Source organism: Bounagaea algeriensis, assembly GCF_054491375.1.
Genome location: NZ_CM137102.1, coordinates 3,040,475 through 3,053,302 on the forward strand (window position 1 = coordinate 3,040,475; position 12,828 = coordinate 3,053,302).

The following is a 12,828-nucleotide window of genomic DNA, read 5'->3' on the forward strand; positions in this document are numbered from 1 at the left end:
CGGCGCGCCCGGCACCCGCGACAGCGAGCTTCACGGCACGGCCTAGGCTGGGTTCCCGTGAACAGTGCCGACAGTCCGGCCGTCCACCTCCGCGGGATGACCAAGCGCTTCGGCGACACCCGAGCCGTCGCCGAGCTCGACCTCGAGATGGACCGCGGCAGCGTGCTCGCGCTGCTCGGCCCCAACGGGGCGGGCAAGACGACCACCGTGGAGATCTGCGAAGGGTTCCAGCGCGCCGACAGCGGTGAAGTGCGCGTCCTCGGGCTCGACCCGGCCGCCGAGGCGGCCCGGCTGCGCCCGCGCATCGGCGTGATGCCGCAGGGCGGCGGCGCCTACCCCGGCGTGCGGGTCGACGAGATGCTCGACCTCGTCGCCTCCTGCGCGGCGAAACCGCTCGACACCGGGTGGCTGCTCGACATCCTCGGACTGTCCGGCGCGCGCCGCACCCCCTTCAAGCGGCTCTCCGGCGGCCAGCAGCAGCGCCTGTCCCTGGCCTGCGCCGTCGTCGGACGGCCCGAGCTGGTGTTCCTCGACGAACCCACCGCCGGCATGGACCCGCAGGCGCGGCGCCTCGTCTGGGACCTGGTCTCGGCACTGCGCCGCGACGGCGTCGGCGTCCTGCTCACCACCCACCTCATGGACGAGGCGGAGGAACTGGCCGACCGGGTCACCATCGTCGACCACGGCCGCAGCGTCGCCGCCGGCACCGTCGCCGAGCTCACCGCGCCACCGGACGGGCGCCAGCAGCTGCGGTTCCGCTCCCAGCCGGGCCTCAACCTCGACCTGCTGGTGGCCGCGCTGCCCGAGGAGTGCTCGGCGCGCGAGCTGCGCCCCGGCGACTACGTGGTGCACGGCGACGTCGGCCCGCAGATGCTGTCGACCGTGACCTCCTGGTGCGCCCAGCACGGGGTCCTGGCCCAGGAACTGCGGGTGAGCAGGCGCAGCCTGGAAGACGTGTTCCTGGAGCTGACCGGACGGGAGCTGCGATCTTGAGTGCGGACCCCGAAACCAACCTGCGCGGTGACACCGCGGTGACCGCAGGCGGCGCGTCCGGCGGCCGCGACTCGGCGTTCCCCCCGGGCACCTTCCTGCCCGCCCCCGGCCGCGGCAGCGCCGCGCGCATGCTGGCGCGGCAGACCCGCATCGAGACGCTGCTCATCCTGCGGCACGGTGAGCAGGTGCTGCTGACGCTGATCATCCCGCTGTTGATGCTCATCGGCCTGAGCCTGCTGCACCTGGGTGACCTGCCCGAACCGCGGGTCGACTCGGTCACCCCGCGCATCCTCGCGCTGGCGGTCATGTCCACCGCCTTCACCGGCCAGGCGATCGCGCTCGGCTTCGACCGCCGCTACGGGGTGCTCAAACGCCTGGCCGCCACCGCGCTGCCGCGGTGGACGCTCGTGTCCGGACGCGTGCTGGCGACCCTGCTCGTCGTGGCGATCCAAGCGGCGGTGCTCGGCGTGGTCGCCGCCCTGCTCGGCTGGTCGCCGCACCTGCCGGGCATCGCTCCGGCGGTGCTCATGCTGGTGCTCGGCACGCTGTCCTTCGGCGGGCTCGGCGTGCTCGTCGGCGGCACGCTGCGGGCCGAGATCGTGCTGGCCCTGGCGAACGCGGTCTGGCTGGTGCTGGTCTTCGCCGGCGGCCTGGCGCTGCCCGCCGAGCAACTGCCGGCCCACCTCGGCACCATCGTCGGCTACCTGCCGTCCGGGGCCCTGGCCGAAGGGCTCGACGCGGCCCTGCTGCACGGCGCCCCGCCCGGCTGGGGACCGGTGCTGGTGCTGCTCGCCTGGGGCGCGGTCACCGGGGGCCTCGCCGCCCGCACCACCCGGCTGACCTGACCGCGCCCCGATCCGCCCGCGCCGCTGCCCGACCCGAACGGTCCGGGTGCGCGCGCCAGCGGGCTCGGGACTTTCCCGACTGCGCGTTTTAGGGTTCGCCCATGACCAAGATCGCTCGCCGAGCAGCCTCCGCGCTGCAAGCGCCGCACTCGATGATCTACTTCGCCCCGGAGGCCGAAGAGGCCTTCGCCGAACTCGGCCTGGGCCGCGGACGCATGGCCTACTACGCCGGCCGCGCGGCCGCCATGGGGCCGGTGGACCCCGGTGTCGTGGCGGCGACCTTCTACAACTTCAACCCGGAATCCGTCGCCCGGGCGATCCCGCGCGCCTGGTCGATCGCCTCCCCGGAGACCATCATCGCGACCCGCTACCGGACCGCCGAGGCCGCGCTGACCCGCATCGCGGGTGCCGACACGCTCGCGGAACCCTGGATCGCCGAAGCGGCGGACCTGGCAGAACGCGCCGCCCGGGCCTGCCCCGTCGCGGGCAAACCGCTGTTCGCCGGGCACGCCGACGTGGCCTGGCCCGAGCAGCCGGCGATGCGACTGTGGCACGCGATCACCCTGCTGCGGGAGTTCCGCGGCGACGCGCACGTCGCGGCGCTGCAGCAGGCCCGCCTCGACGGGCTCTCCGCGCTGGTGCTGCACAGCTGCACCGGCAAGGGCTTCAAGCCCTCCGCGGCGAAGTCGCTGCGCGAGTGGTCCGACGAGCAGTGGGAGGCGGCGCTGGAGGAGCTGCGCGAACGCGGCCTCGTCGACGCCGACGGCGAGATCACCGAAGCCGGCGCGCAGCTGCGCGAGGAGGTCGAGGCGCACACCGACGCGATGTCGATGCCGCCGTGGGAGGCGATCGGCACCGACGCCACCGAGACGCTGTCCGGGCACGCCGAGCGGCTGTCGCGCCTGGTCAGCGAGGCCGGCGGCATTCCGCTGGGCCTGTTCGGCCGCGACTGAGACCCGGTGCCGCGCGGCGGCGGCGAGCCCCGGATCACGCCGGGGCAGCCCGGCGATGGGGCGTCGAGGGCCCGGTGCTTACCATCGTTTCCGTGCCCACGGTGCCTGCGCGAATCTCGAACTCCGCTCCCGCCGCCGCGCGCGTGTTCGCGCTGCTGGTGGTGATCAGCCAGGCGCTGATCGCGACCACGGGCGCCACCGTGCGCGTCACCGGATCCGGGCTCGGCTGCCCCACGTGGCCGCAGTGCTTCCCCGGCAGCATGGTGCCTCGGCAGCACCCCGAGGTGGCGGTGCTGCACCAGGTCATCGAGTTCGGCAATCGCATGCTCACCCCGGTCGTGGGCATCATCGCGCTGCTCGCCTGCATCGCCGCGTGGCTGGTGCGCCCGAAGCGGCGGCGGTTGCGCACCTACGCGCTGATCATCCCGTTCGGCGTGCTCGTGCAAGCGGTGATCGGCGGCATGACCGTGTGGGTGGACCTGCTGTGGTGGAGCGTGTCCATCCACTTCATGGTCTCGGCCGTGCTGATCTACGTGGCCACCCAGCTGTTCAAGGCCACCCGCGAGGGCGACGGGCCGCCGACCTGGCTGGTACCCGCCCGCTCCCGCCGCCTGCTCGCGGCGCTGGTCGTGGTCACCTTCGGCCTGGCCTTCGCGGGCACGCTGGTCACCGCCGCCGGGCCGCACGCCGGGGACGCGGCCACGCCGCGGCTGGACCTGCCGGTGCCGCGGCTGACCGAAACGCACGCCATCCTGGCGATGGCCTACGTGCTCATCCTCGCCGTGTTCGGCGTGTGGCTGCGCGGCACGCGCCCCACCAAGGGCCTGCTCCGCGTCTACGGCGGCGCCGCGGTCCTCGTGCTGGCGCAGGCAGCGCTCGGCTCCGCGCAGTACTACCTCGGCGTGCCCGAGCTGCTCGTCGTGCTGCACGTGCTCGGAGCCACGCTCGTGATCATCAGCAGCGGTCTGCTGTGGAGCGAGGCGCGCTACCGCGGACCGGCCTCCGCCGACCCCGCGCGGGAGAGCGCTACCCTCCGCACCGGCAGCGAGCACCCGCAGCTGAACGCCCAGTAGGACGTTGTTGAGTCCCCACCGGTCGCTGTTCGGAGGCCGCACGCCCTTCGTCGTTTCGGTGCGACGGCTTGCAGCTCGCGGCTGCATCGACCGCCGACCCAACTCGCAACCGGACCCACCCTCAACGGGCAAAACGCCTTGACGATGTCCCACTAGCGGTTTCCTGCCAAGCGCGGATCAGCGCCCCCGCTGTTCCCGCTCCCAGCGGCGCCACAGCTCCGGCAGCTCGGCGGAGAGCCAGCGGTAGAACTCGTGCACCGTGCGCAGGCGGCGGGCCCGTTCGGTTTGCCCGCTGAACATGCGCAGCCCCTGCTCGGTGAGCTCCTCGATCTCGGTGACGCGGCGCATGCGCAGGCGCACCAGTTCGGGCCAGTGGTCCTCCTCCACCCGGTACAGCGCGGCCTCCCTGCCGTGCCGGGTGGTCTTGGAGACCACGCCGAGCCGCATCAGCAGGCGCACGTTCGTGCTAACCGATCCGGTGCTGGCGCTGAGCGCGTGCGAGAGTTCCGCGGCCGTGCGTTCCGGCGGGTCGCAGATGAGCAGGAAGGCCAGGATCCGGCCCGCGATGAGCGGCATCCCCTCCGTGGCCTCGAAATGCGCCGCCATCTGCTCGACCCACTCGGACATGGCGGGACGATCGGTGCGCTGGACGTACTCGGCCACGACACCTCCCCGAGATCGAATTCAGTAACTACTGAAAACGTAATGCACGTGGAGCGTGTGGCCAAATCCGGCCGGCCAGGCCGGCGCGCACCGCCGAGGCGAAGCGCTCCAGGGCGGCCGCCGCGTCGGTCTGCGCGAAGCCCAGAGCCGGCTCGGTCACCTCGAGCTCGAGCAGCAGCGGTGCGCCACCGGCATCGCGCACCAGATCCACCCGGGCGTAGAGCAGCTCCGCCCGGCCGAGTCCGAGCACCCGGCAGGCCGCGTCCAGCGCGTCCTCGCCCGCGCGTCGCAGGTCCTCGGCCGGCCGGCTCGGCCGCAGCTTCTCCCCCGCGAACAAACCCGAGGGGTCCGGCGCGGCGGCGTCCTCGTCCGGCAGCATCGGCGCCTTGCCGAACGCGTGCGAGTACACCCCGTTGAAGAAGACCAGGGCGGTCTCGCCCTCGCGGTCGACGGCTGGCTGGTAGGGCTGCACCACCGCGCGGGTCCCCTCGGCGCGCAGCGCGCTCAGGTGCTCGGCGGCCGCGCCGTGCTCGGCGGGCCGGAACCGGCTCGCCCCGCGCGAACCCGCGCCCACGGCCGGTTTGACGACGAACTCGCCCTCCGGCCACTCCGGACGGTCCGACGGGCCGACGATCTGCGTCGGGATCACCGCAACGCCCTGCTCGGCCAGGTCGAGCAGGTAGGCCTTGTCAGTGTTCCACCGCGCCACGTGCGCCGGATTGGCCAGCCGCGGAACCGACTCGCACCACTTGAGGAACTCCTCGCGGCGGTGCGGGTAGTCCCAGGTGGCGCGCAGCACGACCAGGTCGGCCGCGGCGAAGTCGGTCTCGGCGTCGTCCCAGGGCGCCCACGCGGCCCGGAGGCCGAGCGCCTCCAACGCGGCGACGAGGCCCGACTCATCCCCGTCGGAGCTGGGCAGGTCGGCGCAGCTGGCGAGCAGCACCTGCGGCGAGGTCACCGGCGCACCCCGCCCATGCGGTAGCGGTGCTCCGGCCCGATGCGCAGTGCGCCCGTGGTCTCCGCGTCCCACTCGTGCTCGGAAAGCCCGTCCACGGCGGCCACCAGGGCCCGTCCCGTGGCCACGTCCGCGACGACCACGTCGCCGAAGGCGCCGTCCTCGCCGATCAGCACGACGCGAGCGCCCGCCCGGCCCATGTTCTCCACGACGGCGCGCGCCGACTCGCCGTGCGCGCGGACGAACTCGCTCGCCGCGGCCACGTCCTTCTCGGACGGATTCACCTGCTGTTCCTGCGCATCAGACACACCCTGATCGTAGCCGCGGATCCGCCCGGTCCGGAGCCCGGGAGTGGCGCACGCCTCCCACCCGCGCGGGTGCCCGCAGCAGGCGAGCGCACCGGGCCGAGATCGCGCGCGGGCGAGCGCGAACACTACGCTGGTGCGGTCCGATCAACGCGTGGAAGGTGGGCGCATGCGCGCAATACAGGTACGGGAGCACGGTGGGCCGGAGGTGCTGGAGACGGCCGAGGTCACGCCGTCCGAACCGGGACCGCGCGAGCTGCTGGTCGAGGTCACCTTCGCCGGGGTGAACTTCATCGACACCTACCAGCGCAGCGGGCTCTACCCGATGACGCTGCCGTTCACCCCGGGCGTGGAAGGCGCCGGGCACGTCGTGCAGGCCGGTGCCGACGTGACCGAGTTCGCCGCGGGCGACCGCGTCGCGTGGGCCATGACCCCGGGCGCGTACGCCGAACGCGCCGTGATCCCGGCCGACAAGGCGGTGCGCGTGCCCGCGGGGGTGGACGACCGCACCGCAGCGGCCTCGCTGCTGCAGGGGATGACCGCGCACTTCCTGGTCACCAGCACCTACCCGGTCTCCACCGGGGAGACCGCGCTGGTGCACGCCGCCGCGGGCGGCATGGGGCTGCTGCTGACGCAGCTGGTCAAAGCCGCGGGCGGCAACGTCATCGGCACCGTGTCCACCGACGAGAAGGAGCGCATCGCCCGGGACAACGGGGCCGACGAGATCATCCGCTACACCGAGGAGGACGTGGCCGCGGAGATCTCCTCGCTCACCGACGGCCGCGGCGTGGACGTGGTCTACGACGGCGTCGGCAAGGACACCTTCGAGGCGAGCCTGTCCAGCCTGCGCCCGCGCGGTGTGCTCGCGCTGTTCGGCGCGGCCAGCGGGCCGGTGCCGCCGATCGACCCGCAGCGGCTCAACTCCGGCGGCTCGCTGTTCCTCACCCGGCCGAGCTTGGCGCACCACATCCTCACCCGCACCGAGCTGCAGTGGCGCGCCGGGGACCTGTGGAACCGCATCGAGGAAGGGCGGCTGCGCCCGCAGATCGGCCCCAGCTACCCGCTCGCCGACAGCGCTCGGGCGCACCGCGACCTGGAAGGCCGGCGCACCAGCGGCCAACTGCTGATCCAGCCGGGCGAGTAACCCAGCTGGCCGAGCAACACCGCCGCACCGCGCTCCCGCTCGACGTGCCGCGGACCGCCCCGCGCTGGTCGGCGTGTCACGCGGAGCGGGAGGGCTGCGCGCGGGAGGGCTGCGCGCGGGAGCGCTCCCACCGCACCCCGAGCGCGGCGCTGACCAGCAGCACCGCTCCGGCGATGAGCACGACGACCGGCCCGCTCAGCATTCCCCCGGTGAGGTCCCACACCGCCTCGGGCACTCCGATCGTCAGCCCGACCACGCCGCCGGCGAGCAGGACCTGGTCGCGGCGGGCGAAGAACCCGGCGAAGCACAGCACGGCCAACGCGAGAGTCAGGCCGTACCCCCAGGGCAGCGCGACGCCCTGCAGCCACTGCGCGCCGACCAGGGCGATGATCAACCCGGCGCTGGTCGGCAGCGCACGTTGCGGCAGCGCCCCCGTCTGGGCCAGCACCGCCCAGACGACTCCGAGCAGCAGCAGCGCCGTGCCCACCGCACCGGCGCCGCTGCCGTACTGCTCGACGAGGGCACCGGTCAGCAGCGCGCTGAACAGGCACGTCAGCAGCACACCGGGTGCCGCGGGAACGAGCAGGTAGCCGAGCAGCACCGCGACGAAGCCGGTGGCCGACCAGTCGACGTTGCCCACGTGGCCGGAGTCCGCGATGCCGACCGCCCCGGCGAGGGCGATACCGGCGAAGGCCAGCAGCAGCGAGACGATGCGCTGCCGCGACCCGGACAACCGCGGCAGCGCGCGCGGCGGACCGCCGAAGGCGAGCGCGGCGAACAGCAGCACCGCGGTGATCACGCCGAGCACGGTGACCTGGCTGGTGCGGCCCAGCTCGCCCCAGGTCAACGAGAACACGGACACGGCAGCGCCCAGCACGAGAGCGCCGCCCACGTAGGCCAGGACTTCGAAGAGCACGCCGCGCCGGGAACGCCCCCGCCGCGGCGCGGTGCCGCTGCGCTCCCGCTCGCCCGTTCCCGCACCGGGCGACGCGTCCGGGTCCTGCCCCGCCGTCGGGTGTTGCAGCGCCGTGAGCACGGCGTCCGCCTGCTCGCGGCCGAGCGTCCCCTCCTCGACGAGGCGGTGGACCGCGGCGCGCTGCTGCTCGGTGAGCCGGGGTTCCATCAGGACCACCTCATGCTGTTCAGCTTAGGACCGCGCAGTTCTGCTCAGACAGGCCAGCCGAGCACGGCCAGGCTCAGCGCGGAGTCCACCGACAACGCCACCGACACGATCATGAGGTAGGTGTTGGACATGTGGAACAGCCGCATCGGCTTGGTCCGCTCACCGCGCTTGGTCCGCGCGTGCAGCCGGTGGGCCATGCCGACGAACCACGCCCCGGCGAGCACGGCGCAAACCGCGTAGAGCCAGCCGGCCACCGGCACGAGCAGCAGCGACCACACGACCATGAGCCAGCTGAACAGCAGGATGCGGCGGGAGACGTCGGCGGCTTCGGCGACGACCGGCAGCATCGGCACACCGGCGCGGGCGTAGTCCTGCCGGTACTTCATCGCCAGTGCCCAGGTGTGCGGCGGCGTCCAGAAGAACACGATGCCGAACATGACCAGCGCGGGCCACTCCACCCGACCGGTGACCGCGGCCCAGCCGATGACGGCGGGCATGCAGCCGGCGGCGCCGCCCCAGACGATGTTCTGCGTGGTGCGGCGCTTGAGCAGCAGGGTGTAGACGAAGACGTAGAACAGGATCGTGGCCACGGCCAGCGCACCGGCCAGCAGGTTCGCCGTCACCCACAACCAGGCGAAGGAACCGGCGCCGAGGACGAGGCCGAACACGAGGGCGTGCCGGTTGGACACGGTGTGCTTCACGAGCGGACGCGCGCGCGTCCGGTGCATCACCTGGTCGATGTCCGCGTCGGCGACGCAGTTGAGCGCGTTCGCGCTGCCCGCCGCCATGCCGCCGCCGACCAGCGTCGCCAGCACCAGCCCGGGCTGCGGGATGCCGCGCTGGGCCAGCAGCATCGCCGGGATCGTGGTGACCAGCAGCAGCTCGATCACGTACAGCTTGATCAACCCGGCGTAGGCCTTGAGCAGCTCGACGGGACGCCGAGCGTGCCGGACGGGGTTTTCGAGCGTGCTGGTCACGACGCGCTCACCAACGGCTGGCTCCTCGCTTCTCGACTGCCGGCGCTTCGCACCTGTTTCGCACGAAAACTCCGGCCTCCCCGAATAGTAGGCGCGCTACGCGAACGTGCGTGCCCGGGGCTGGCCCGAGCGATCAACCCGGCTTCCACGTGCAGCAACCGTACGGGCGTACGCTGGAAGGTGGTCCCGCGCAGGCGGGGACCGCCGCGCGGCCCCGACACCGATCCCGGCGATTCGACCACGTCCCGCCGCGCTTCGAACCCGGCCGGGCCGACCGCGAGCGCCTCTGCAACGATCCCCGGCGAACCGGTCTGCTACGCGCGCGGGTCCGCACCGCCCTGCGCGGCCGACGGCAACACCGGCGGGTGGGCCGTGCCCGAACCGGCACGATTAAGCTGCCCGTCGGACGAGGACAACCGCGGTGGGTACAGGCACGCCCACCGCGCCGAGGGAACTACTGGAGCTGCGTCCGTGTCCGTCACCGACGATCTTGAACGCTTGACCACGAAGCGCCTTCCCGACGATTGGTCCGAGTTGGACCAGCGCGCCGTCGACACGGTCCGGGTCCTGGCCGCCGACGCGGTGGAGAACCGCGGCAACGGCCACCCCGGAACCGCGATGAGCCTGGCCCCCGCCGCCTACGCGCTGTTCCAGCGCGTGATGCGGCACGATCCCGGCGACCCCGACTGGCTCGGGCGCGACCGCTTCGTGCTCTCCGCCGGGCACTCGAGCCTCACGCTGTACTTGCAGCTGTTCCTGTCCGGCTACGGGCTGGAACTGGACGACATCGAGGGGCTGCGGGCCTGGGGGTCGAAGACCCCGGGGCATCCGGAGTACGGCCACACCACCGGCGTGGAGACCACGACCGGACCGCTCGGCCAGGGGCTGGCCACCGCCGTGGGCATGGCCATGGCCGCGCGCCGCGAGCGGGGCCTGTTCGACCCGGAGGCGGCGACCGGCGAGAGCGTGTTCGACCACCAGGTGTACGTGCTCGCCTCGGACGGCGACATCGAGGAGGGCGTCACCTCCGAGGCCTCCTCGCTCGCCGGCACGCAGCAGCTCGGCAACCTCACGGTGATCTACGACGCCAACGAGATCTCGATCGAGCACAACACGGACATCGCCCTGAGCGAGGACACCGCCAAGCGCTACGAGGCCTACGGCTGGCACGTGGTGACCGTGCACGGCGGCGAGGACGTGCAGGGCCTGCTCGAGGCGCTCGAAGCGGCCAAGGCCGAGACCGACCGCCCGAGCCTGGTCGTGCTGCGCACCGTCATCGGCTACCCGGCGCCGAACAAGATCAACACCGGTGACGCGCACGGTGCGGCGCTCGGGGCCGACGAGGTCGCCGAGGTCAAGAAGGCGCTCGACTTCGATCCGGAGCAGTCCTTCCAGATCTCCGAGGAGGTACTGGCCCACGCCCGCCAGGTCGCCGAGCGCGGCAAGGCCGCCCGCGCCGCGTGGCAGCAGCGGTTCGACACCTGGGCCGCGGCCAACCCCGAGCGCCACGCGCTGCTCGAACGGCTGCGCAAGCGCGAGCTGCCCGCCGGCTGGCAGGAGAAGCTGCCGAGCTTCGAGCCCGACGCCAAGGGCGTGGCCACCCGCAAGGCCTCCGGTGAGGTGCTGTCGGCGCTGGCCGACGTGCTGCCGGAGGTGTGGGGCGGTTCGGCCGACCTCGCCGGCAGCAACAACACGACGATGAAGGGCGTGGACTCCTTCGGCCCGGAGAGCATCTCCACGCCGCAGTTCACCGCGCAGCCCTACGGCCGCACGCTGCACTTCGGTATCCGCGAGCACGCGATGGGCGCGGTGCTCAACGGCATCGCGCTGCACGGCGGCACCCGCCCCTACGGCGGCACGTTCCTGGTGTTCAGCGACTACATGCGCCCCGCGGTGCGGCTCGCCGCGCTGATGCGCACCCCCGTGGTCTACGTCTGGACGCACGACTCGATCGGTCTCGGCGAGGACGGTCCGACGCACCAGCCGATCGAGCACCTCGCCTCGCTGCGCGGGATCCCCGGCCTGTCGGTGATCCGCCCGGCCGACGCCAACGAGACCGCGGCCGCGTGGCGGACCGTGCTGGAGAACCCGACCGGTCCGGCCGGCCTGGCGCTGACCCGGCAGGGCGTGCCGACGCTGGAGGGCACCGACGCCGAGGGCGTCGCCCGCGGTGGATACGTGTTGGCCGAGGCGGGTGACGGGAACCCGGAGGTGGCAATCATCGCCACCGGTTCCGAGGTGCACCTCGCGGTCGAGGCGCGGAAGAATCTCGAGGCCGACGGCGTTTCCACTCGTGTGGTGTCCATGCCGTGCGTGGAGTGGTTCGACGCGCAGGAAGCCGCGTACCGCGAACAGGTGCTGCCGTCCGCGGTGCGCGCCCGGGTCTCCGTCGAGGCCGGCATCGCCCAGCCGTGGGAACGATTCGTGGGTGACGCCGGCGAGGCGGTCTCCCTCGAACACTTCGGCGCTTCGGCGGACTACAAGACGCTGTACGCCGAGTTCGGCATCACCAGCGACGCGGTCGTCGACGCCGCCCGGCGCAGCCTGAGCAACACACGCAACGCGTGAGCGGAGGAACACCAGTGACGAGCAACGCGAACCTCACGGCGCTGAGCCAGGCCGGGGTGTCGATCTGGCTGGACGACCTGTCCCGCCAGCGCATCGAATCCGGCAACCTCGCCGAACTGATCCGCGACTACGCGGTCGTGGGCGTGACCAGCAACCCCACGATCTTCGCCAAGGCCATGTCGAACGAGGCCGACTACGACGCCAAGATCCGCGAGCTGGCCGCCCGCGGTGCCGGCGTGGACGACGCGGTGCGGGAGCTGACCACCGCCGACGTCCGGGACGCGGCCGACGTGTTCCGGCAGACCTACGAGGCCACCGGCGGCGTCGACGGCAAGGTCTCGCTCGAGGTGGACCCGCGGTTGGCCCACGACACCGAGCGCAGCGTCTCCGAGGCCCTGGAGCTGTGGAAGGCCGTCGACCGGCCGAACCTCATGGTCAAGATCCCCGCCACGGAGGAGGGCCTGCCGGCGATCACCCGCACGTTGGCCGAGGGCGTCAGCGTCAACGTGACGCTGATCTTCTCGGTCGAGCGCTACAAGGCGGTCATGGACGCGTTCATGGCCGGCCTGGAGCGGGCCAAGGCCAACGGCCACGACCTGAGCGCGATCTTCTCCGTCGCGTCGTTCTTCGTGTCCCGCGTGGACTCCGAGGTCGACAAGCGGATCGCCCGGATCGACGGCGGTGACGACCTCACCGGGCAGGCGGCCATCGCCAACGCGCAGCTGGCCTACGCCGCCTACCAGGAGCGCTTCTCCACCGAGCGGTGGCAGGCGTTGGCCTCCGCCGGTGCGCACGAGCAGCGCCCGCTGTGGGCCTCCACCGGTGTGAAGGACCCGTCGATGTCCGACACCCGCTACGTCGACGGGCTGGTCGCGCCGAACACGGTCAATACGATGCCGGAGGACACCCTCTACGCCACCGCCGACCACGCCGACGTGCGCGGCGACGTCGTCAGCGGCACCGCCGAACGGGCCCAGCAGGTCTTCGACCGCCTCAGCGAGCTGGGCATCGACCTCGACGACGTGTACGCGGTGCTGGAGCGCGAGGGCGTCGAGAAGTTCGCCAAGTCCTGGAACGAACTGCTCGACACCGTGGCCGACCAGCTGCAGCGGAGCGGCTGACCGCCCCTCCCGTCCGTTGGGATCCGGGCCGGTGCGGCGCGTGCTGCCTGCCGCGCCGGCCCGGATGGGCGACACTGTGGTCGCTGCCCGCCACATCACCGATCGTGC

At 72.7% G+C, this 12,828-nt stretch carries 12 protein-coding genes; 7 read left to right on the top strand and 5 right to left on the bottom strand.

From position 1 onward, the window contains the following. Nucleotides 1–96 precede the first annotated feature (96 nt). The 4 genes from ACVGV2_RS13770 (at nucleotide 97) to ACVGV2_RS13785 (ending at nucleotide 3,864) form a co-directional block, all read left to right on the top strand. The gene (locus ACVGV2_RS13770; RefSeq protein WP_459165990.1) at nucleotides 97–993 is read left to right on the top strand and encodes an ABC transporter ATP-binding protein; all 897 of its coding nucleotides are present in this window, start codon (nucleotides 97–99) and stop codon (nucleotides 991–993) included. A gap of 128 nt (nucleotides 994–1,121) precedes the next feature. Further along, nucleotides 1,122–1,838: an ABC transporter permease gene (locus tag ACVGV2_RS13775; RefSeq protein ID WP_459165991.1), complete on the top strand. Its 717-nt coding sequence runs from the start codon at nucleotides 1,122–1,124 to the stop codon at nucleotides 1,836–1,838. 101 nt (nucleotides 1,839–1,939) lie between these two features. Then, complete coding sequence (locus ACVGV2_RS13780) at nucleotides 1,940–2,791, top strand: SCO6745 family protein (protein ID WP_459162767.1); 852 nt, start codon at nucleotides 1,940–1,942, stop codon at nucleotides 2,789–2,791. Nucleotides 2,792–2,883: 92 nt separating this feature from the next. Beyond that, on the top strand, nucleotides 2,884–3,864 hold the full coding sequence (locus ACVGV2_RS13785) for a COX15/CtaA family protein (protein WP_459162768.1): 981 nt from the start codon (nucleotides 2,884–2,886) through the stop codon (nucleotides 3,862–3,864). Between the two features lie 177 nt (nucleotides 3,865–4,041). Here ACVGV2_RS13785 and ACVGV2_RS13790 read toward each other — a convergent pair whose 3' ends face one another. From ACVGV2_RS13790 to ACVGV2_RS13800, 3 genes are read right to left on the bottom strand one after another with little or no spacing between them, the layout of a single operon-like run. Further along, nucleotides 4,042–4,527 carry a GbsR/MarR family transcriptional regulator gene (locus tag ACVGV2_RS13790; RefSeq protein WP_459162769.1) on the bottom strand — a complete coding sequence of 162 codons (486 nt, stop codon included), beginning with the start codon at nucleotides 4,525–4,527 and terminating at the stop codon, nucleotides 4,042–4,044. Between the two features lie 28 nt (nucleotides 4,528–4,555). Further along, nucleotides 4,556–5,485, bottom strand: a complete 930-nt coding sequence (locus ACVGV2_RS13795) for an ATP-grasp domain-containing protein (protein ID WP_459162770.1) — start codon at nucleotides 5,483–5,485, stop codon at nucleotides 4,556–4,558. Further along, on the bottom strand, nucleotides 5,482–5,790 hold the full coding sequence (locus ACVGV2_RS13800; protein ID WP_459162771.1) for a hypothetical protein: 309 nt from the start codon (nucleotides 5,788–5,790) through the stop codon (nucleotides 5,482–5,484). Before ACVGV2_RS13800 ends, ACVGV2_RS13795 begins: the two co-directional genes overlap by 4 nt. 166 nt (nucleotides 5,791–5,956) lie before the next feature. On the opposite strand from ACVGV2_RS13800, the gene ACVGV2_RS13805 reads away from it, so the two are divergent. After that, nucleotides 5,957–6,931: a quinone oxidoreductase family protein gene (locus tag ACVGV2_RS13805; protein ID WP_459162772.1), complete on the top strand. Its 975-nt coding sequence runs from the start codon at nucleotides 5,957–5,959 to the stop codon at nucleotides 6,929–6,931. A gap of 76 nt (nucleotides 6,932–7,007) precedes the next feature. Here the strand turns inward: ACVGV2_RS13805 and ACVGV2_RS13810 are convergent, their stop codons facing one another. Beyond that, nucleotides 7,008–8,054: a hypothetical protein gene (locus ACVGV2_RS13810; RefSeq protein WP_459162773.1), complete on the bottom strand. Its 1,047-nt coding sequence runs from the start codon at nucleotides 8,052–8,054 to the stop codon at nucleotides 7,008–7,010. Nucleotides 8,055–8,098: 44 nt separating this feature from the next. Further along, on the bottom strand, nucleotides 8,099–9,031 hold the full coding sequence (locus ACVGV2_RS13815; RefSeq protein ID WP_459162774.1) for a heme o synthase: 933 nt from the start codon (nucleotides 9,029–9,031) through the stop codon (nucleotides 8,099–8,101). A gap of 498 nt (nucleotides 9,032–9,529) precedes the next feature. Here ACVGV2_RS13815 and tkt point away from each other — a divergent pair, with 498 nt between their 5' ends. Both tkt and tal read left to right on the top strand, forming a co-directional pair. After that, nucleotides 9,530–11,599, top strand: a complete 2,070-nt coding sequence (gene tkt / locus ACVGV2_RS13820) for a transketolase (protein ID WP_459162775.1) — start codon at nucleotides 9,530–9,532, stop codon at nucleotides 11,597–11,599. A 14-nt stretch (nucleotides 11,600–11,613) separates the two neighbouring features. After that, a complete protein-coding gene (tal, locus tag ACVGV2_RS13825) occupies nucleotides 11,614–12,720 on the top strand; it encodes a transaldolase (RefSeq protein WP_459162776.1) in 1,107 nt (368 codons plus the stop codon). Nucleotides 12,721–12,828 lie beyond the last annotated feature (108 nt).

What these genes read in the sequence shown, in the direction of transcription:
- ACVGV2_RS13770 (WP_459165990.1), top strand. Translation starts at nt 97, where the DNA reads ATGACCAAGCGCTTCGGCGACACCCGAGCCGTCGCCGAGCTCGACCTC.
- ACVGV2_RS13775 (WP_459165991.1), top strand. Translation starts at nt 1,122, where the DNA reads ATGCTGGCGCGGCAGACCCGCATCGAGACGCTGCTCATCCTGCGGCAC.
- ACVGV2_RS13780 (WP_459162767.1), top strand. Translation starts at nt 1,940, where the DNA reads ATGACCAAGATCGCTCGCCGAGCAGCCTCCGCGCTGCAAGCGCCGCAC.
- ACVGV2_RS13805 (WP_459162772.1), top strand. Translation starts at nt 5,957, where the DNA reads ATGCGCGCAATACAGGTACGGGAGCACGGTGGGCCGGAGGTGCTGGAG.
- ACVGV2_RS13810 (WP_459162773.1), bottom strand. Translation starts at nt 8,054, where the DNA reads ATGGAACCCCGGCTCACCGAGCAGCAGCGCGCCGCGGTCCACCGCCTC.